Origin of the sequence: Deinococcus sp. Marseille-Q6407 (assembly GCF_946848805.1) — a bacterium.
Classification (GTDB): domain Bacteria; phylum Deinococcota; class Deinococci; order Deinococcales; family Deinococcaceae; genus Deinococcus.
Window position 1 is genome coordinate 165350 of sequence record NZ_CAMPFU010000001.1, and the last position, 18144, is coordinate 183493.

Here is an 18144-nt window from a genome sequence, read left to right on the forward strand (position 1 = left end):
CACTTCCGCCCCGCCGCCCTTTTTCCCAAGGAGTCTTGCCATGAAAACTTTCTTCGTCGCGCCGACCAAAAACCGTGTGGGCCTCTCGACCGTGGCGCTGGGCCTGACCCGCGCGCTGGAACGCCAGGGCCTGCGGGCCGGGTTTCTCAAACCCATCGCCCAGACGCACGCCGAGGGCCTCAGCGCCAGCGTGCAGTTTGCCCGCTCGCTGAGCGGCTCGACCCGGACGCCCGACCCCATTTCGCTGGCGCACGCCGAGCAGCGGCTCTCGGTAGGCGAGGGCGAAGAACTGATGGAGGAAGTGATCGCGCTGGCGCACGGCATGGGTGAGCTGGACGTGCTGGTGGTGGAAGGGCTGGCGCTGAACGAGCGCAACTCCTACGCCCCGCGCCTCAACGCCGACCTGGCCCGCAACCTGGAAGCCGCCGTGGTGCTGGTCTCCGACCTGCGCGGCATGACCCCGCTGGCCCTGGCCGACGAGCTGGAAATTGCCGCGCAGAACTACCGGCGCTCCGACGGGTCGGGGCTGGCCGGCTACGTGCTGAACTTTGCCCCCGAGCAGTTCGATTTCGGCGGGCTGCTGGCCGGGCTGCGCCAGCACTCGCGCATTCTGGCGGCCGGCGAGTTGCCGCTGCTGGGCGTGATCACCGAGAACCCGGAGCTGCAGGCGGCCCGCACGGTGGACATCGCCCGTTACCTGAACGCCGAGGTGCTGAACGCCGGCGAGATGGACACCCGCCGCATTCGCCGCTTCGTGGTCACGGCGCGGGGCGTGCCGGGCATGGTGGAGCAAAATCTGTTCGCCCCCGGCGCCCTGATCCTGACCCCCGGCGACCGCGAGGACGTGGTGATGGCGGCCAGCCTGGCGCACCTCAGCGGCGTGCCGCTGGCCGGGCTGCTGCTGACCAGCGGCGTGGCCCCGGTGCCGTCCATTCAGCAGCTGTGCCGCGCCGCGCTGACCAGTTCGCTGCCGGTGCTGCGGGTGCCCACCAATTCCTTCGAGACCACCACCCGCCTGATTGAGATGAGCAGCAAGGTGCCGGCCGACGACCTGGACCGGGTGGGGCAGGCGCTGGACTTTGCCGCCGACCGACTGGACACCGCGCAGCTGGTGGGCCGGGTGACGCCGGCCGGGCAAGAGCGCCGGCTGCCGCCGAGTGCCTTCCGCTTCGAGCTGATTCAAAAGGCGCGGGCGGCCGGCAAGCGCATCGTTCTGCCCGAGGGCGACGAGCCGCGCACGGTGGAGGCGGCCATTCGCTGCCTGGAAAAAGGCATTGCCCACCCGGTGCTGCTGGCAGAGGAAAGCAGCGTGCGGCGGGTGGCCGAAAGCCAGGGCCTGAGCATTCCCGAGGGGCTGGAAATCCTCGACCCGGTCCAGGCCCGCGAGCGGTTCGTAGCCCCGATGGTGGAGCTGCGCCGCAGCAAGGGTCTGACGCCCGAGCAGGCGCTGGCGCAGCTGGAAGACAACGTGGTGCTGGGCACCATGATGCTGGCGCAGGGCGAGGTAGACGGGCTGGTGTCGGGCGCGGTGCACACCACCGCCAGCACTGTGCGCCCGGCGCTGCAGCTGATCAAGACGGCCCCTGGCAGCACGCTGGTCAGCAGCATCTTTTTCATGCTGATGCCCGAGCAGGTGCTGGTCTACGGCGACGCCGCCATCAACCCCAACCCTGGCGCCGAAGACCTGGCGCAGATTGCCATTCAGTCGGCCGACAGTGCGGCGGCTTTTGGCATCACGCCGCGCGTGGCGATGATTTCTTATTCCACCGGCACCTCCGGCAGCGGTGAGGACGTGGAAAAGGTCAAGCAGGCCACCGAGCGGGTGCGGCAGCTGCGCCCCGACCTGACGGTGGACGGTCCCCTACAATACGACGCCGCCAGTGTGCCCAGCGTGGGCCGCTCCAAGGCGCCGGGCAGCCCGGTGGCGGGGCAGGCCACGGTGTTTATCTTCCCGGACCTGAACACCGGCAACACCACCTACAAGGCGGTGCAGCGCTCGGCAGGCGTGGTGGCGGTGGGGCCGATGCTGCAGGGCCTCAACAAGCCGGTGAACGACCTCTCGCGCGGCGCCCTGGTGGACGACATCGTATACACGGTGGCGCTGACGGCCATTCAGGCCACCCAGACTCCCAGCGCTGCCGCTGCGCCGCTGGCAGACGGGGGAAGCGCGGCGCCGGCGAACGCTGAACAGGGGGGAGCAGACCAGCCCAGGACGGACCAGCCCAGTACAGATCAGCCTGCTGAACAGGCTCCCCAATGACAGTTTTCTTTGCAAAGCGGCCCATTCCCAGCCACGCCTTTGCCTAGGCGGGTGCCGGTCATACACACCCCCCGGCATCAGCAGGCTGCACTCACGCTGGCCCCGGTGCCCCAGGCCGGCTACCTGCTGGGCGGCGTGGCTTACGCTCTGTCTCCGGCCCGGGCAGGCTGCACCGAGGCAGTGGCGCTGGCCCACGCGGAGGCGCTGGAGCTGCGCGCCCTGACCCGCAGTGAGGACCCGGCCGAAGCCGCGCGGGCGGGGCAGGCGGCCCAGGTCCGTGCCGCGCAGGAGCGGCTGCTGGCCGGCGCACCCCTGACAGCGGCCGAGCGGGTTGTCCTGCGGGCCGACTTCGGCGGGCCTCAGCCAGTGTCGCTGCCGGACCCTCTGCCCATCGCCACCGACGGCAGCCGCCAGAAAGCCGGCAGTGGCGGCCTGGGCCTGGGGTACACCCTGGGCGGGCGGCCCTACAGTCTGGCCCTGCCGGGCACGCCGCCGGGCGCCCAGGAGGCGCTGGCCGAGCGACTGGCTCTTTTGCTGGCGCTGCGGCATGCCAGGGCACTGGGGGCGGGGCAGCTGACGGTGGCAAGTGGCCATCTGTTTCACGTGCGGCGCTACCGCGAGGGCCTGGCGCACCCGTCCCGCCGCAAAAGCGAGTCGCTGGAAGCCCTCGACGCGCTGGTGGCTGGGCTGGGCGGGCAGGTCACTTTCCGGTATGTGCCCACCCGCGGCACCGACGCCCCACACCGGCTGGCGCTGCACGCTCAGGCGTTGGACGCGCTGGCCCAGGGCGGCGCACTGACACGGGGGCAGGCGGCAGCACTGCGGCGGGTGCATTTTGCGCTGCTGGCGGGGCAGCAGGGCCGCTCGGTCCTGTTCTGAGGCGGCGCTGGATCAGTGGGGCGCTGGGGCCGCACCGGGGCATTTTGGCGACCCGGCGGCGAGCGGAGTACACTTCGCTGCATGTCCGTCGCCATTGTGACCGATTCCACAGCTGACCTTTCACCCGGCCTCTGCCAGCGCTGGGGCATCACCAGCCTGCCGCTGACGGTGCATTTTGGTGAGCAGTCATACCGCGACGTGAAGGAAATCACCCTGCCGCAAGTTCTGGAGCGCGTCCGGGCCGGCGAGAAGATTCCCGGCACCTCGCAGCCGGCGCCGGGCATATTTTTTCAGGCCTACAGTGAACTGCTGCAAACCCACGACGCCGTGGTCAGCGTGCATGTCAGCCGGGACCTGTCGGGCGTGGCAGAAACTGCCCAGCTGGTCGCCCGCGAGTTCGGGGACCGGGTCACGGTGCTGGACAGCCGCACCGCCACCATGCCGCTGGGCCTACTGGCGCTGCGGGCGGCGCAGGCGGCAGCGGCCGGGCAGAACGCCGCCGAGATCGTCTCAATGCTGGAGCGGCTGATTCCCTACGCCGAGCTGCGGTTCAGCGTGGAGTCGCTGGAATATCTGCGGCAAAACGGCCGCATCGGCGGTGCGGCGGGGCTGCTGGGCAGCGTATTGAACATCAAACCGGTGCTGACCATTCAGCGGGGCCGCATCGAGCCGGCGGCCAAATTCCGTGGGGTGCGCCGCGCTGCCGAGAGCATGGTCAGTGACGTGCTGCGGATGGCCGAGCGGCACGGCGAGATGCAGGTGGGCTATGTCGTGACCCCCGGCGGCGAGGAGCTGGTCGAGCTGCTGCGCACCGGGCTGGCCGGCGGCCCGGTGCAGGAACTGGGCACGTTCATGGTGGGCGGAGTGATCGGCTCACACGTGGGCCCCGGCGGCTTCGGCCTGGGAGCGCTGCCGCTGAATGTGCCGGTTTAAATGCCTCAGCCTAAATGCCCCGGCCTAGGTGCGAGCTGTGGCCTGAAGCGCAGCCGGGCGGGCGCGGGCGCTACACTGCGCCCCATGTGGCACCAGACCGAGCTGACCCTGCCGCCCATGCGGCGCGGGTTTCACCTGATCACCCGTGAGATAGAAGCGGCCCTGCCCGAACTGCGCGGGATAAAAGTGGGCCTGCTGCATGTGTTCATCCGGCACACCAGTGCCAGCCTGTGCCTCAACGAGAATGCCAGCCCAGATGTGCGGCGCGACTTCGAGCAGTTTTTTTCGGACCTGGTGCCGGAAGAATATCCGCACTACACCCACACCGATGAAGGCCCCGACGACATGCCCGCGCACCTCAAGGCGGCGCTGCTGGGGCCTTCGCTCACGTTGCCAGTCCGGGACGGCCAAGTGCACCTGGGCACCTGGCAGGGCGTGTTTCTGTGCGAACACCGCAACCGGGGCGGCGCCCGCCGGTTGACCCTGACCCTGCAGGGCGAGTAGGCCGGGGACCGGGTGATAGGCACAGCATGAGGCGTTTGCCAGAGTGGAAAGCACGGACCCGCCGCGTCCGGCAGGCATTGGGGCGGTTCTGGGGCTGGGTCCGGCAGCACGCGGTCACCTTGGCCCTGGTGGCGGCACTGGCCCTGGCGGCCTATATCAACCTGCCGGACCTGGCCGACGCGGGCGGTGAGGCGGCGGCGCAGGTGGCGGCCCTGCCCGAAACCAGCGTGCCGCGCCGCGGCGAGCGGCTGCTGGTGCTCTCGCCGCACCCGGACGATGAAACGCTGTGCTGCGGCGGCTACATTCAGCGCGCCCGCGCCCAGGGCGCCGAAGTCTACCTGGCCTGGGTCACCGCCGGCGACGGCTTTGTGATTGACGCGGCCCTGACCCAGCGCCGACTGTTTCCCGGCCGCACGGGGATGCGGCGGCTGGCTGCGCGGCGGCAACAGGAAGCCCGCGACGCAGCCGCCGCGCTGGGCGTGCCGGCCGGGCACCTGACTTTTTTAGGCTATCCAGACGACGGCCTGACCGCCATGAATTCTCTGAATTACACCCTGCCCTATACCTCGCCGCATACTGGGGCCAGCGCCGTTTATCTGGGCGGCGTGCAGACCCCCGGCGCGCCCTTTACCGGGCAGGCGCTGGAAGCCGACCTGAACCAGCTGCTGGACCGGGTGCGGCCCACCCGGGTGCTGGTGGCGGCTCCGCAGGACCACCACGGTGACCACCACACCCTGGGCTTCGTGGCGATGCGGCTGCTGGCCCAGCGCGGCCAGGAAGACCGCCTCACCTACTGGCTGGTGCACGGCGGGGTGGAATGGCCGCTGCCCAAGGGCGAATATCCTGAGTTGCCGCTGCGCCCGGCGCCGCTGGGCCGGCACCTGCCCTGGCAGCGCCTGGACCTGACCCCAGAAGAGCAGCAGCACAAGCGCGAGGCTATCCGGGCCTACCGCACCCAGACCGCAGTGCTGAACCGTTTTATGGAAGCCTTCGACCGGCGCAACGAACTGTTCAGCCCCCGCCCGCTGCCGGGGCCGGTGCCCCAGCCGGTGCCGACCGTGACCTCAGAGCCGGCTCAGCCGTAAGCCCATCACGATCTGTGCGGTGGGGTGGCCCAGCCAGGGTGTCCACAGGTCCGATTCCTGGTGGGCCAGCTCCTGGAAGCCCAGCCGGCGGTAAAGTCCCAGCGCCGGCACATTCTCGGCTGTGGTGGACAGCTGCACGCCCGGAACCCCGCTGGCCCGCAGGGCGTCCAGGTGGGCTCCCAGCAGCCGCTTGCCCAGGCCCAGGCCGCGGTTGCCCGGCAGCAGGTTGATGTGCAGGTGCGCCGGGTAGAGCCGCTCGTCGGCGTGCGGAGCGGGGTGCCGCGCCAGCCGCAGCAGATAGCGCCAGCAGTCCTGTGGCCGGTAGACTTCGCCGCCCAGGCTGGCCGCCGCGCCCAGCAGCCCCGCCTGCGTGACCACCTGCCGGTAACGTGCCGGGTCGGCGTTGCCCAGGATGTAGCCTTGCACCTGACCATTCACCTCGGCCACCAGACAGCCGGGGCCGCCGGCGCCGTGCAGGTAGGGCCAGACCCACAGCAGCGTGAACAGCCGCCGGTCGGGAAAGTAGCGCGCCGCGCTCTCTCCGAAAAAGCCGGTCTGATAGGCCACCTCGCCCAGTGCGGCGAGGTCGGCGGGAACGGGGGGACGCAGCGCCACAGTCATCTGCTCAGCTTACGCCGCCATCTGCCCAGCTTACGCCGCTAGAGCATTTGACAAAAAGCTGGCACCGCTTTTTGACGAGCGAAGCGAGTGAAAAACAAAGAGCAGGACGGAAAATGGAGCGGGTGGCGGCGATGTTCCGGCGCACGCGTCATTCGGAGAACTGCTCTAGACTGAGCGGCGTGACCGACCAGCCTCCCGAGCGCCTGACCCTTTTCGACCTGCCGCTGGACGCCCCCAGCCTGCCCGATACCCTGGACATCCTGAGCGGCTGGATATTTGCCGCAGAGCCGGCGCCGCACACCGTGGTCACGCTGAACCCGGAATTTGTGATGGACAGCCGCCAGGACCCCGAATTCGTACGGGTAATGCAGGCCGCCGACCTGGTGACTGCCGACGGCGTGGGCATTGTCTGGGCGGCGCGGCAGCTGCTGGGCCGCGAACTGCCGCGTGCACCGGGCGTGGATATTGCCCGGGGGCTGATGCAGCGGCATGGGCCGGACCTGCGGGTGTTTTTCCTGGGCGGCAAGCCGGGCGAGGGCGCTGAAATGGGCGTGGCTGAGCGAGCGGCGCAGAACGCCTTTCACGACTACGGCATCCAGGTGGCCGGGCATCACCACGGCTATTTCAAGCCTGCCCAGGACGCCGAGGTCGCCGCACTGATCCGGGAGGCCCAGCCCCACCTGCTGCTGACCGGCATGGGCGGCGGCCGGCAGGAAAAGTTCAATGAAGCTCAGCGCCGCGCCATGCAGGTGCCGGTCGCCATCGGCTGCGGCGGCACGCTGGACGTGCTGGCCGGCACCGCCGAGCTGGCCCCGGAATGGACCCGCCGGGCTGGTGTGGAATTCGTGTGGCGCATCGCTTCCGACCGCTCACGCTGGGGCCGTGCGCCCAAGCTGGCGCAGTTCGTGCCGCTCGTGCTGGCTGGGAAGCGGCGGTAGCTGGCGGGGCAGACTGCGCCCTGACCACCCTGGGCTGCGGGCAGCCGCGCTAACATCCTCCCCGTGACCCGTCCCGTTTCCGAACAGTCCGACCTGTCCCACGCTTCCAACCTCGCCATCGTGCTGGTGTCGCCCAAAACGCCGGGCAACATTGGCTCGGCGGCCCGCGCCATGCTGAATATGGGGGCCAGCGACCTGCGGCTGGTCGCGCCCCGCTGTGACCATCTCAGCAAGGAAGCCCGCGCTTTTGCCGTGCACGCTGAAGAGCTGCTGGAACAGGCCCCGGTCTACGCCACCTTGGCCGAAGCCCTGGCCGACCGTGACCTCAGCGTCGGCACCACCGCGCGGGTGCGCAGCGATATGCCCCGGCCCCAGCACCCGGCCGAGCTGCGTTCACGGGTGCGGGCGGCCAGCCGGCCGGCGCTGGTGTTCGGCCCCGAGGACACCGGTCTGCTGAATTCCGACCTGGAACAGTGCCAGGCCACCGTGCGGATTCCCACCGCCGACTATGCCAGCCTGAACCTGGCGCAGGCCGTGCTGCTGGTCACTTACGAGTTCCTGCAGGGCGGCACCGAGGTGTCCAGCGGCGAGCGCAAGACGGCCACCCGTGACGAGATGGAAGGGCTGTACGGGCATCTGGTGGACATGATGCACCTGACCGGCTACACCGACGCCATGCGCGCCCGGCACACCCTGCGGCTATGGCGGCTGATGCTGGACCGCGCCCAGATGTCCAGCGCCGAAAGCCGGCTGTTCCGTGGTCTGCTGCGGCAGGTGCAGTGGAAAGTGGAGCAGGGCGGGGAAGAAGGCGCGGCGACCGGCGAAGGGTCGGGCGTGGCCCTGCTGGCCGAACTGGCCGCCGACACCGACCCCGGGGGCGCAGAGGCTGGAGCCGGGAAGGAGGACCGGCGCGGGTGAGCCGCCTGATTCCCGCCAATCTGCTGGCGCAGCGCGAGGAACTGCTGCGCAAAGTGCTGCCGCCACTGATTGTGGTGGTGGTGATTACGGTAGAGGTGGGCATCTCGCAGCTGAGCAACCTGCAGCTGGAATTCTGGGCGCACCTGCTGTTTTACGGCTTTGCCGGGCCCACCGTGACCTATTTCGCGCTGGACTGGATTGCCGAGGGTGCCCGCGCCCGCACCCGCGCCGAGGCCGAACTGCGCGAGCTGTACGAGGAACTGCGCCGCTCGCACGAGCAGCTGCAGCACATTCAGGCTCTGATGCGCGACCTGACCGAGGCCGGCGACCTGGGTGCGGTGCTGGAAGTGGGGGCGCGCGGGGCCAAGCGGGTGAGTGGGGCGGGGCAGGCTTCGGTGCGGCTGCCCGGCGGCCTCAGCGCCGGTGCGGGGAGCGCGGCGGGGGCCCGTTATCCGCTGCGGGCCGAGCTGCTTTCGGGAGGTGAGCTGGAGTTGCAGCTGCCCCGGCCGCCCACCCCCGAGGACGAGGCGCTGGCCCGTTCGCTGGCGGCCGAAATCGGCACGGCGGCGCAGGCGGCCTGGCAGCGCACCCAGGATCTGATGACCCTGCACTCGGTGGACGATTCGATCCGCGCCGAGCGCAACATGCGCCGGCTGCTGGTCCGGGTGACCGGCACCATGGCCGAGCGGGCCGGCGCCACTTTCCGCGCTGCCTATCTGGTGGATCAGGACGGCGTACTGCGCCCCGAAACGGTGCAGGGCCCGGAAGGTGACCTGGAACTGCTGGGCGGGGTGCCGGAATTCGCGCAGCGGGCGGCGCAGGGCGACGACCCCCTGCGGGCCACCTCACAGGAGGCGGCCGCGTTCGGTCCGGTGGGCAGCGCCATCGGCTTTCCTATGCGCGACGAGGCCGGACTGGTGGGCGTGCTGGTGCTGGGCCACACCGACCCCGGCGCCCTGACCGAGGCCAATCTGCCGCTGCTGGCGCTGATGGCGTCGCAGGCGGCGCTGGGCGTGCGCAACGCCCGCGCCTACCTCTACTCGGAGGAACTGGCGATCAGTGACGAGCGCACCCGCATCGCCCGCGAGATTCACGACGGCGTGGCGCAGTCGCTGGCGTTCTGCGCCCTCAAGCTGGACGTGGTGGCCCGGCAGATTCACCGCGACCCGCAGCAGGCCGAGCAGGAGGTCAAGGAGGCCGGCGCCCTGCTGCGCGAGCAGATTCAGGAAGTGCGCCGCTCCATCTTCGCGCTGCGGCCCATCAACCTGGAAAAATATGGCCTGCTGGACACCCTGCGAATGTACGTGCAGGACTTCGGTGAGCAGAACAAGCTGAAGACGGCCCTGGACATTTCCGGCGAGGTCACGCTCTCTAAAGGTGACGAGGCGGTGCTGTTCCGCATCGTGCAGGAAAGCCTCAACAACGTCGCCAAGCATGCGGCGGCCTCCAGCGTAACCGTCTCGCTGAGCGGAGGGCCGCAGTGGGTGCAGCTGCGCGTGCAAGACGATGGCCGCGGCTTTGACCCGCAGCAGGTGAGCGGGCGGGTCAGCAGTGCCGGGGGCCTGGGCCTGACCCAGATGCGCGAGCGAATGGACAACCGCGGCGGCGAGTACGCCGTCATCAGTCAGCCGGGACGCGGCACGCTGGTGGAAGCCCGGCTGCCGCAAGTAGGGTAGCCGGGATCATGCTTCACGCATGTTTCTGAGGGGCAACTCCTTACTCTAACCCGGTCCACTTTTCCGGTTGGCCTGAAAGAATCGGCCTGGCCTTCATCCAGTGGAGGATAGGCGGCGGAACAGGCGCGGCACTAGCCTGACAGCATGAAAAAACTGATGACGGTACTGGCGCTAACTCATAACTTGCACCTTGCATAGCTGAGCGAATAGCCGTGCTGGTGGAGGAATTCTTGCTCTTTTTGAATTTGGTTCAGCAGGTGGTTCAGCCTGACTTCGGGGAAGAGGGTATGTAGGGCCAAGCGGGCTGCCTCTTTCAGGGTCATGTCCTCAGAGCGGTACAGCATGGTCAGGGTGAAGGCCAGGAAGACCATCAGAATCCAGCGGTCCAGACCCCTGGCAGTTCGCAGCGCGAACTGCGCCAACCCAAACTGATGCTTTCCCTCCTTAAAGAAGGATTCCACCCCCCAGCGATGCGCACCCTCAGCAACGATCTCGTCCCCCTCCAGCAGCTCGGATGACACCGCGAAGAATTCACGGTCCCCACGGTCCATCCTCCCCAGGGTCAGCGTTTCCAGAGGCCAGTTGGCGAGGTTGACGTACCCCCCATGCGGACAGTCCGCAACCGTCACCCGCCCAGGATGATCCGTGCGTCGGTTGCTCCGCACACCCACCACGAACTCGAAACCGAGACGCTGCACACCTTCCAGAAAGACAGCGGATTCGAATCCGCTGTCCGCCAGTACGCAGACCTGAAAGCGTTTCCCCACGAAGTCTGGCACCTCTTCCAGCAAGTCGAGGGCCAGTGTGACCGGGGTGCTGGTGTGCTTGCCCTGGTAGATCCGGTAAGAAATGGGGAACTTCAGTTCCCCATTTTCGGCGAACAAGACCACCAGATGGATGCCGTGCCTGCCGTTGTAGACGCTGACGTAGGGCAGTTGAGTCCCCACCTTTTCCACCGTGGTCAGGTCCACACTGAGACGCAGACGAGGTCTGCGTTTGTGACGAGCCGCGTCCAGCAACATGCGCCATTGGGTGTCCTGCATCTCTTCCCAGCAGCGGTCTGAATCCCAGTCATAGATGTTGAAGAAACGGCTGAGTGCACTGGGACTGACTCCCTCAGCTTGGCTGAAGTTGGTCTTCTGACCTGGACTGTGGAAGAGGTGCAGCGAAGCTTGCAAGCTTCGCTGCTGATACAGCGTCTCTGGAATATCCAGAACCTGCTGTGCGAAAATACGGACGCGCTCCCCTGAAACCTGTTTGTACACACTTCCAGAATTTCAGCTCTGGGAGCGCTTTTTGTCCGCCTATTCAGGTGCAAGTTCTGAGGCTAACCCTGCTCCTGCTTGTGGCCGGCGCTCAGGTGAAGTTGGTCAAAGACAGAAATAACCCGCAGTTCAATGCTCTGTTGGGGCAGCAGAAGCTGGGTACCTGTGAAAAAGACACTTACGGCGCTTCGGTTGATGTCGACGACAACAACATGCCCTATGACCTGAACTCCCAGGAAAATGCCCAAGCCAACGACGAACTGATGGCGGCCCTGAAGCAGGGCGCGGCAGAGGAAGGCAGCACCTTCAAGTTACTCAGGACGGTCAAGGACAGCCCTCTTTCCTTTATCCGCCTGATTGATATTGACGGCGACAAGATGGTCGACCGCTACGTGTACCTCAGCGGCTACGAGTTCAACGAATGGTGCTGGCTGAAGTAACTTCAACCGAAAAGAAAGCGGCGTGGCGGGCTCTACAGACCCCGCCACGCCGCTTCTGCCAGGGGTTACTGGCTCATGCTGGCCTGCAGTTGCCCCGGCAGTTCGGCCATCACCCGTTTCAGGGTGCGCTGCGCGGTGGCCCGCACCATTTTCTCGAAGGCCACGCCACCCACGTTGCCACTGTCGGGCAGGCGCAAAAAGGCCTGAAAATCGAAACTCAGTTCGACCGGGGTGCCGCTGCCTCCCGCTGCTGCTGGGCCCACTGCCGCCAGCCCGCGTACCTCTACCCAGCCGCGCCGCTCGGGGAGTGGCTGGGGGGTAAGCGTTGCGCCGGCGGGGGTGAGGGCCAGCTCGCTCAGAAACGGCAGAGTGATGTCGCCCAGCAGCGGCACCGGCACTTTCAGCTCGCCGCTCAGCAGCCGGGGGTCCGGTGCCTGCCCGCTCAGCTGCACATCTTGCAGGAAAGTGACCTGCCCCAGCGACTGCTCAGCCGCCTGCGCCCAGGCCAGCGCGGCGGCCGGGGCGCCCGGGTGATGCAGGGTAAAGGTCTGCTGCGCGCCGAACTGCATCATGCGCGGGACTTCCTAACAATCTGCCTGAAAGCCTGCCGGGTCATTCCACCCACTCCAGCCGGATCTGGCCGCTGGCCAGCGCCTGTTCCAGATCGGCATCGGGCACACTGCGCAGGCGGCTAAGCGCTGCGAACTGCCCGGCGGCACTGGCCAGCCCCACCCGCACCACCACCTCGTCGGTCAGGTCGTCGCGGCCGATGCGCCACACCAAATGCTGCCCTAGAGCGTCCAGCTGCTGCGGGGTCAGCCGGACGCTTTCGCTGGTGCCCTGTGGCGGGTTCTGGTCGGTCATGGTCGCTGCTCCGGCGCCGGGGCAGGTGCTTCATCGCCGCGCAGGCCGATCCGGAAGCCGATATCGCGGCGCAGCTGCGCACCCTCAAAGCCCACCTGATCTGCCAGGGCGTAGGCCCGGCTCAGCGCGTCCGGCAAGGTGTCTGCCGTGGCGGTCACCGCCAGCACCCGCCCGCCGCTGCTGACCAGCTGACCGTCCTGCTCGGCGGTGCCGGCGTGGAAGATGTACTCACCTGTGCCGGTGGGCGGCAACTGCAGCGGAATGCCTTTTTGCGGGGCGCCGGGGTAGCCGGGCGCCGCCAGAATGACCACGGCGCTGGCTCCTGTGCTCCAGCGCAGCTCGTCAGGGTTCAGCTGGCCCTGTGCGGCCGCTAGGGCGTGTGCGGCCAGGTCGCTTTCCAGCAGCGGCAGGACCGCTTCAGCTTCCGGGTCACCGAAGCGGGCGTTGAATTCGACCACTTTCGGCCCGTCCGGGGTCAGCATCAGCCCGGCGTACAGCACGCCGCAAAACGGCAGGCCCTCTTCGCGCAGACCCTGCAGGGTCCGCTCAATGATGTCGCGGCGAATGATGTCCATCTCGGCGTCCTCGACCGGGAAAGGGCAGATGACGCCCATGCCGCCGGTCATGGGGCCAGTGTCGCCTTCCCAGATGGTCTTGTGGTCCTGGCTGGGCAGGGTCAGCGCAAAGTGTTCGCCGTCGGTCATGGCCAGCACCGAGACTTCCTGCCCGGTCATGAAGTCCTCGATCACGGCGGCGGCGTTTTGCTGCGCGAAGATGGCCCGCAGCGCGTCGCGGCCCTCCTGATGGTTGCGGACGATGGTCACGCCCTTGCCGGCCTGCAGCCCCGCGTCCTTGATGACGACCGGCAGGCCGCAGGTCCCCAGGTGGGCCAGCGCGGCGTCCAGCGTCTCGAACGAGCGGTGCGCGGCAGTGGGCACCCCGTGGCGCGTCATGAAAGCTTTGCTCCAGGCCTTGTCGCTTTCAATCTGCGCGGCGGCCTGCCCTGGCCCGAAAGTGGGAATGCCAGCCGCCCGCAGCTCGTCGGCCAGGCCCTGGGCTAGGTAGGCTTCGGGGCCCACGATGACCAGTTCGGCGCCATGTTCCTGCGCCAGCGCGACCAGACTGGCGTTGTCCTGCGGCCAGTGAACGACCTCGGCCACCTGGGCAATGCCGGGGTTGCCGGGGGTACACAGCACGCGGTGGCCTTTGCCGGCGCAGGCCTGCGCGATGGCGTGCTCGCGGGCGCCACTGCCTACTACCAGCACCCTCATGCCTGACCTCCCTGTGCTTGTTCTTTTTTCCAGCGCCGGGTCCAGTAGCGGGCCAGGCCCATCACATTCATGGCGGGCGGCGAGGCGAAGCGGTAAGCCGCCGACAGCCCCGGCACGCTCCGGTCAATCTCGTCCAGCACCCACTCGGTAAAAGGCTCGTACAGCTCGCCGGGCTCGCGGCCCTGCTGCAACTGCTCGCGCATCCATTCCGCTTCCCGCTCCAGGTTGTCCAGCAGGGCGTCCCAGTGTTCCGGCGCCTGCGGGTAGCTGCCAAAGTGTGCCAGATGCAGCCGGCGCACATCCAGCTCGCGCAGGGTCGCTGCGCTCTGCCGCCAGGCCGCCAGGTCAATGTCCGGGGGCGGAGTGGGGGGCCGGGACGGCTGGCGCGGGTCCAGCCGCACACCGCCCACGTCGCCGGTGTACAGCTCGTCACCGGCCTGATAGGCCAGGTGGTGGATGGCGTGCCCCGGCGTGTAAAAGGGGCGCACCTCGGCCCGGCCCAGTCGCAGCGTTTCGCCGCCAGCCAGCGCGGTCAGCCGGTCGGCGTCCAGCGGGCGCATCTCGCCCCACAGCGCTTCCATCTGGTCACCGTAAATCTGCCCGGCGCTGGCATACAGCCGCTCGGGATTCACCAGATGCCGCGCACCATGTTCCTGCACGTAGACCCGCGCCCGTGGCGAGAGTTCCAGCAGCCGTCCCGCCGCGCCGGCATGGTCAAAGTGAATATGGGTCAGCAGCACGTGGCGCACATCGTCAAAGCCCGCGCCCAGGCGGCCCAGCCCGGCTTCCAGGGCGTCCAGGGTGCTGCCGGGGCCGGTGTCTACTAGGGCCAGGCCGTCGCCGGTGTCCCAGGCATAGACGGCCACCACACCGGGCGTGTCCTGAAAGTTCAGATCAATGGTCTGCGGTTCGAAGTTCTGCATCTCGTCATCCTTCCGGGAAGGTCGCGGCCCCGGCCACAGCAACGTGCGGGCCGCGGCAACGCTGGCGGGGCGGGCTCTGGGAAGAGCCTGGTCAAAAAGCCGGTGAAGAAGCTAGTAAAAAGGCCGGTGAAAGAAAAGCCGGTGAAAGAGGTTGCGGGCGGGCCGCCGGCTCAGGCTTTCCCGGCCAGCCGCGCGCCGGCCAGCACCAGCGCGGCGAGGTACTGCACGCCCGCAATCAGGCGGAACGTGCCCACCTTCGGCGTGCCGCGCAGCACCCCGAAGGTGAGCGACAGCACCCCGGTAGCGCTCAGCACGATAAAGCCGACCAAGACCCAAAGCAGCATGGGGGCAGTATATGGGACAGGGCGCTTTCTTTAGCCCTGCGTGTCTGCGCCGGCCCCGTCGTCTTCCAGGCGGAAGCCGTGCGGCAGGAAATCGCGCACCAGCCCGCTGATGATGTCGCCCTTGTGGTTCACGCAGACGACTTTTGCCTCGGGCGAGAACTCGAACAGAATCTGCCGGCAGGCGCCGCAGGGGCTGGCGGGCGGCTCGGCTTCCGAGTACACCACCAGGTCGCTGAAGCCGCGCTCACCCCGGCTGGCCATGCTCTGCACGGCACTCTGCTCGGCGCAGCGCGTCAGGCCGTAAGAAGCATTTTCCACGTTGGCGCCGAAGTAAATCTGTCCGCCCTCACTGCGCAGCGCGGCGCCCACATGAAAGCGGCTGTAGGGCGCGTAGGCCTGCTTGAAGGCCACCTGGGCCGCTTCCAGCAGCTGCGGGTCGGGGGTCAGGTTCAGGGCGTTGGCCGATTGGTCCGAGCCGGTCTGGTTGTGGGTCATGTGGTCAGTCTAGGCCATGGGGCGCAGACCTGCTCTCCCGCCCGGCCTGCCTTCGCTACACTCCAACTATGCGCCCGCCGCCGCAAGAACAGTTCTGGACCGCGCTGCTGGCGGCCGGGGTGTTGCTGCTGGGCGGGCTGACGCTCTGGCCGCTGGCGCTGCCTGCCGCGCATGTTCCGCAGGTGGTGCGCCAGCATTTGCCCCCGCCCACGGCCGCCGAGGCCAGCGGCAACCCGGCGCCGGAATACCCACAGACCGCCAGCGTGACCCCGCTGATTTCCGGCCGGCTGAACCTGAACGCGGCCACCCGTGAGCAGCTCGAAGCCCTGCCGGAAATCGGCCCAGCGCTGGCCGAACGCATCGAGGCGGCGCGGCCCCTGCACTCGCTGGCCGACCTCGACCGGGTGAAGGGCATCGGCCCGGCGGCCCTGAAACAGCTGGCGCCGCTGGTGAAGTTTGACTAGGTCAGCTGGCCCGGCGGCAGCCCCGGCGCTGGAGGACGTGCAGCCGGCGCTGCGGCTGGGCTGGCCGCTCTATGCGCTGCTGGGCGTGCTGGGTGCCTTGCTGCCAGCCCTGGGCTACGGCTGGGCTTGGGCGCTGTGGCCGCTGACGCTGGGCCTGGCCGCCTGGGAGCGGCGACCCTGGGGGCTGGCGGTGGCCCTAGCGCTGGGTGCATTGGCGTTTGCTTCGCTGAGTGCGGTGCAGGCCCGCCCCGATCCCCTGCGGCCCTGGTTGGGCGCCCAGGTTACGCTGCGCGGCGACTGGGACGGACAATTCCTGACCCTGCACGACCCGCCGGCCCGGGTGGCGCTCTCGCCCCGGCCCTCTCAGCGGCGCGGTCAGCTGACGGTGCGTGGCCGCCTGCTGCCGCCGCGTGAGCGCAGCGTGCCGGGCGGTTTCGATCAGGCGGCCTGGCTGCGCTCGCAAGGTGGCCTGCTGACCCTGGCCCCCACAGCGGTGCTGGCCGGCGCCGAGGTCAAGGCCGCGCAGCCGCCGGATACCCTGAAAGGCTGGGTGCAGGGCTGGTTCGAATCCGGCTGGCAGAGCCTCAGCCCCCGCGCCGAGGCCCTGCTGCGCGGCGCCGAGCTGGGCGACCGCTCGGACCTGAACGAGATGGCACTGTCGCCCAGCTACACCGTGCGCGACGCTTTTACCCGCTCGGGGCTGACCCACCTGCTGGCCCTGAGTGGGCAGCACGTGACCCTGCTGGTGGGCGTGCTGACATTGCTGCTGGTGCGGCTGCCGCTGCCGGCCTGGGGGCGCTACGCGGTTCCGGCTGCCTTCGTGCTGGTGTATCTGGGCATGATCGTGAACACCTCGCCCAGCGTGGTGCGGGCGGGAGTGACTGGCCTGCTGGGGCTGGCTGCGCTGGGCCTGGGGCGCGGCCGGCTGGACGCTCCGTCGCTGGTGGCGCTGGTGGCTGCCGCGCTACTAATTTTTTATCCGCTGTGGGCCGTCACGCCGGGATTCCAGCTGTCATTTCTGGCGGTAGCGGGGTTGTTGCTGTTGCCGCGGGTGCTGGCCCGCCTGCCGGCCGGCTGGAACCGGCCCGGCCTGCCGCTGTGGCTGAGTGGCAGTGTGGCCGTGACCCTGCTGGCCCAGGCCGCCACCTTGCCGCTAACCGCTGGTGCGTTCGGAGGTGTGCCGCTGTCCTCGCTGCCGGCCAATCTGCTGGCCGGGCCGCTGATGTCCCTGCTGATTCCGCTGGGCTTCCTGGCCGGCGCGCTGGGGCCGCTGGGCGCGCTGCTGAAATGGCCGCTGGAGTGGCTCAGCGGCGCGCTGCTGGCGGTGGCGGAGTTCTTCGGCCGCTGGCCGGTGCTGCCCTGGGGTGCGGTGGGGCCGGCCGGTTTTTTCGCTTATGGGCTGGCAGCCCTGGCGGGCCTGCTGTGGTTGCGCGGCCGGGTACGGGCGCCCGCCGCTCTGGCGACGCTGCTGGCCTGCATGCTGCTGACAGCCCTGCCGCCCCGGCTCAGTCCGGCGCGGCAGCTGGTGTTTCTGGATGTGGGCCAGGGCGACGCCACCCTGATTCAGACCCCCGAACTGCGGATGCTGGTGGACGGCGGCGGCACCCCACACGGCGACTACGACCTCAGCCGCACCACGGTCCCGGCGCTGCACTCGCTGGGTGTTCACGCGCTGGACGTAGTGGTGGCGACCCATTCCGACGCCGACCATATCGAAGGGCTCAGTGGCGTGCTGCGGGCCCTGCCGGTGGGCGAACTGTGGATCGGGCAGCGTGACCAAGAGAGCCGCAATCTGGCCGCGCTGCTGGCGGTGGCCCGGGAACGCGGCGTGCCGGTGCGCGAGGTGCGGCGCGGTGACCGCGTGCAGGCGGGGCAGCTGCGGGTGGACGTGCTGTGGCCGGCCGGGCAGGTCTGGAGCACCGAGCCGAACGAGAACAGCGTGGCCCTGCGCCTGACCGCCACCGGGCCGGATGGCCGGGCGTTCCGGGCCGCGCTGCTGGGCGACCTGCCGGCGCCGCTGGAATACGGCATTGGGCTGGGGCGGGTGGACCTGCTGAAAACCCCGCACCACGGCAGCAAGCACAGCACCTCGGCAGAACTGCTGCGCGAGACCGGGGCGCGGGACGCCGTGATCAGCGTGGGGTTCAATACCTTCGGGCACCCCAGCCACGAGGTGCTGGACCGGCTGAACGCGGCCGGCACCCGGGTGTGGCGCACCGACCGCCAGGGCACCGTGATCTGGCCGCTGCCCTAGCGGCTGGGGG

19 protein-coding genes are annotated in these 18144 nt (G+C 68.8%); 11 read left to right on the forward strand and 8 right to left on the reverse strand.

The window, feature by feature from the left end:
• Positions 1-40 precede the first annotated feature (40 nt).
• From pta to OCI36_RS00795, 5 genes are all read left to right on the forward strand, one after another.
• Positions 41-2260, forward strand: coding sequence for a phosphate acetyltransferase (gene pta / locus OCI36_RS00775; protein ID WP_261663164.1), 2220 nt, complete (start codon positions 41-43; stop codon positions 2258-2260).
• A 51-nt stretch (positions 2261-2311) separates the two neighbouring features.
• Positions 2312-3139, forward strand: coding sequence for a hypothetical protein (locus tag OCI36_RS00780; RefSeq protein WP_261663165.1), 828 nt, complete (start codon positions 2312-2314; stop codon positions 3137-3139).
• 81 nt (positions 3140-3220) lie between these two features.
• Positions 3221-4072, forward strand: coding sequence for a DegV family protein (locus tag OCI36_RS00785; RefSeq protein ID WP_261663166.1), 852 nt, complete (start codon positions 3221-3223; stop codon positions 4070-4072).
• 84 nt (positions 4073-4156) lie between these two features.
• Positions 4157-4576, forward strand: a complete 420-nt coding sequence (locus OCI36_RS00790) for a secondary thiamine-phosphate synthase enzyme YjbQ (protein ID WP_261663167.1) — start codon at positions 4157-4159, stop codon at positions 4574-4576.
• 26 nt (positions 4577-4602) lie between these two features.
• Entirely contained in the window at positions 4603-5661 is a 1059-nt protein-coding gene (locus tag OCI36_RS00795) for a PIG-L deacetylase family protein (RefSeq protein ID WP_261663168.1), read from the forward strand.
• On the opposite strand, the gene OCI36_RS00800 is transcribed toward OCI36_RS00795, so the two are convergent.
• Positions 5641-6282, reverse strand: a complete 642-nt coding sequence (locus OCI36_RS00800; protein ID WP_261663169.1) for a GNAT family N-acetyltransferase — start codon at positions 6280-6282, stop codon at positions 5641-5643. The genes OCI36_RS00795 and OCI36_RS00800 overlap by 21 nt on opposite strands.
• Before the next feature lie 179 nt (positions 6283-6461).
• Here OCI36_RS00800 and OCI36_RS00805 point away from each other — a divergent pair, with 179 nt between their 5' ends.
• The 3 genes from OCI36_RS00805 to OCI36_RS00815 all read left to right on the forward strand — a co-directional run bounded on the left by OCI36_RS00805 (position 6462) and on the right by OCI36_RS00815 (position 9814).
• Entirely contained in the window at positions 6462-7220 is a 759-nt protein-coding gene (locus OCI36_RS00805; protein ID WP_261663170.1) for a WecB/TagA/CpsF family glycosyltransferase, read from the forward strand.
• A 63-nt stretch (positions 7221-7283) separates the two neighbouring features.
• Positions 7284-8138, forward strand: a complete 855-nt coding sequence (locus OCI36_RS00810; RefSeq protein ID WP_261663171.1) for an RNA methyltransferase — start codon at positions 7284-7286, stop codon at positions 8136-8138.
• Positions 8135-9814 carry a GAF domain-containing sensor histidine kinase gene (locus OCI36_RS00815; RefSeq protein ID WP_261663172.1) on the forward strand — a complete coding sequence of 560 codons (1680 nt, stop codon included), beginning with the start codon at positions 8135-8137 and terminating at the stop codon, positions 9812-9814. The genes OCI36_RS00810 and OCI36_RS00815 overlap by 4 nt, the downstream gene beginning before the upstream one ends.
• Before the next feature lie 176 nt (positions 9815-9990).
• Here OCI36_RS00815 and OCI36_RS00820 read toward each other — a convergent pair whose 3' ends face one another.
• Positions 9991-11079 (reverse strand): transposase, encoded by a 1089-nt coding sequence (locus tag OCI36_RS00820; protein WP_261663173.1) that lies wholly within the window; start codon positions 11077-11079, stop codon positions 9991-9993.
• 101 nt (positions 11080-11180) lie between these two features.
• Here OCI36_RS00820 and OCI36_RS00825 point away from each other — a divergent pair, with 101 nt between their 5' ends.
• Complete coding sequence (locus tag OCI36_RS00825; protein WP_261663174.1) at positions 11181-11519, forward strand: hypothetical protein; 339 nt, start codon at positions 11181-11183, stop codon at positions 11517-11519.
• Between the two features lie 65 nt (positions 11520-11584).
• Here OCI36_RS00825 and OCI36_RS00830 read toward each other — a convergent pair whose 3' ends face one another.
• The 6 genes from OCI36_RS00830 to cdd all read right to left on the reverse strand — a co-directional run bounded on the left by OCI36_RS00830 (position 11585) and on the right by cdd (position 15416).
• Complete coding sequence (locus tag OCI36_RS00830; RefSeq protein WP_261663175.1) at positions 11585-12091, reverse strand: DUF3809 domain-containing protein; 507 nt, start codon at positions 12089-12091, stop codon at positions 11585-11587.
• Positions 12092-12131: 40 nt separating this feature from the next.
• The gene (locus tag OCI36_RS00835; protein WP_261663176.1) at positions 12132-12383 is read right to left on the reverse strand and encodes a DUF3248 domain-containing protein; all 252 of its coding nucleotides are present in this window, start codon (positions 12381-12383) and stop codon (positions 12132-12134) included.
• Positions 12380-13654, reverse strand: a complete 1275-nt coding sequence (gene purD / locus OCI36_RS00840; RefSeq protein WP_261663177.1) for a phosphoribosylamine--glycine ligase — start codon at positions 13652-13654, stop codon at positions 12380-12382. The genes OCI36_RS00835 and purD overlap by 4 nt, the downstream gene beginning before the upstream one ends.
• Positions 13651-14577: an MBL fold metallo-hydrolase gene (locus OCI36_RS00845; RefSeq protein WP_261663178.1), complete on the reverse strand. Its 927-nt coding sequence runs from the start codon at positions 14575-14577 to the stop codon at positions 13651-13653. Before OCI36_RS00845 ends, purD begins: the two co-directional genes overlap by 4 nt.
• A gap of 170 nt (positions 14578-14747) precedes the next feature.
• On the reverse strand, positions 14748-14921 hold the full coding sequence (locus OCI36_RS00850) for a hypothetical protein (protein ID WP_261663179.1): 174 nt from the start codon (positions 14919-14921) through the stop codon (positions 14748-14750).
• Between the two features lie 30 nt (positions 14922-14951).
• Entirely contained in the window at positions 14952-15416 is a 465-nt protein-coding gene (gene cdd, locus OCI36_RS00855) for a cytidine deaminase (RefSeq protein ID WP_261663180.1), read from the reverse strand.
• A gap of 68 nt (positions 15417-15484) precedes the next feature.
• Here cdd and OCI36_RS00860 point away from each other — a divergent pair, with 68 nt between their 5' ends.
• On the forward strand, positions 15485-15880 hold the full coding sequence (locus OCI36_RS00860; RefSeq protein ID WP_261663181.1) for a ComEA family DNA-binding protein: 396 nt from the start codon (positions 15485-15487) through the stop codon (positions 15878-15880).
• A complete protein-coding gene (locus OCI36_RS00865) occupies positions 15873-18134 on the forward strand; it encodes a DNA internalization-related competence protein ComEC/Rec2 (protein WP_261663182.1) in 2262 nt (753 codons plus the stop codon). Before OCI36_RS00860 ends, OCI36_RS00865 begins: the two co-directional genes overlap by 8 nt.
• Positions 18135-18144 lie beyond the last annotated feature (10 nt).

Excerpts from the sequence above, each read along its gene's own strand:
- pta (WP_261663164.1), top strand. The coding sequence starts at position 41 with ATGAAAACTTTCTTCGTCGCGCCGACCAAAAACCGTGTGGGCCTCTCG.
- OCI36_RS00785 (WP_261663166.1), top strand. The coding sequence starts at position 3,221 with ATGTCCGTCGCCATTGTGACCGATTCCACAGCTGACCTTTCACCCGGC.
- OCI36_RS00790 (WP_261663167.1), top strand. The coding sequence starts at position 4,157 with ATGTGGCACCAGACCGAGCTGACCCTGCCGCCCATGCGGCGCGGGTTT.
- OCI36_RS00795 (WP_261663168.1), top strand. The coding sequence starts at position 4,603 with ATGAGGCGTTTGCCAGAGTGGAAAGCACGGACCCGCCGCGTCCGGCAG.
- OCI36_RS00800 (WP_261663169.1), bottom strand. The coding sequence starts at position 6,282 with ATGACTGTGGCGCTGCGTCCCCCCGTTCCCGCCGACCTCGCCGCACTG.
- OCI36_RS00830 (WP_261663175.1), bottom strand. The coding sequence starts at position 12,091 with ATGATGCAGTTCGGCGCGCAGCAGACCTTTACCCTGCATCACCCGGGC.
- OCI36_RS00835 (WP_261663176.1), bottom strand. The coding sequence starts at position 12,383 with ATGACCGACCAGAACCCGCCACAGGGCACCAGCGAAAGCGTCCGGCTG.
- purD (WP_261663177.1), bottom strand. The coding sequence starts at position 13,654 with ATGAGGGTGCTGGTAGTAGGCAGTGGCGCCCGCGAGCACGCCATCGCG.
- OCI36_RS00845 (WP_261663178.1), bottom strand. The coding sequence starts at position 14,577 with ATGCAGAACTTCGAACCGCAGACCATTGATCTGAACTTTCAGGACACG.
- OCI36_RS00850 (WP_261663179.1), bottom strand. The coding sequence starts at position 14,921 with ATGCTGCTTTGGGTCTTGGTCGGCTTTATCGTGCTGAGCGCTACCGGG.
- cdd (WP_261663180.1), bottom strand. The coding sequence starts at position 15,416 with ATGACCCACAACCAGACCGGCTCGGACCAATCGGCCAACGCCCTGAAC.
- OCI36_RS00860 (WP_261663181.1), top strand. The coding sequence starts at position 15,485 with ATGCGCCCGCCGCCGCAAGAACAGTTCTGGACCGCGCTGCTGGCGGCC.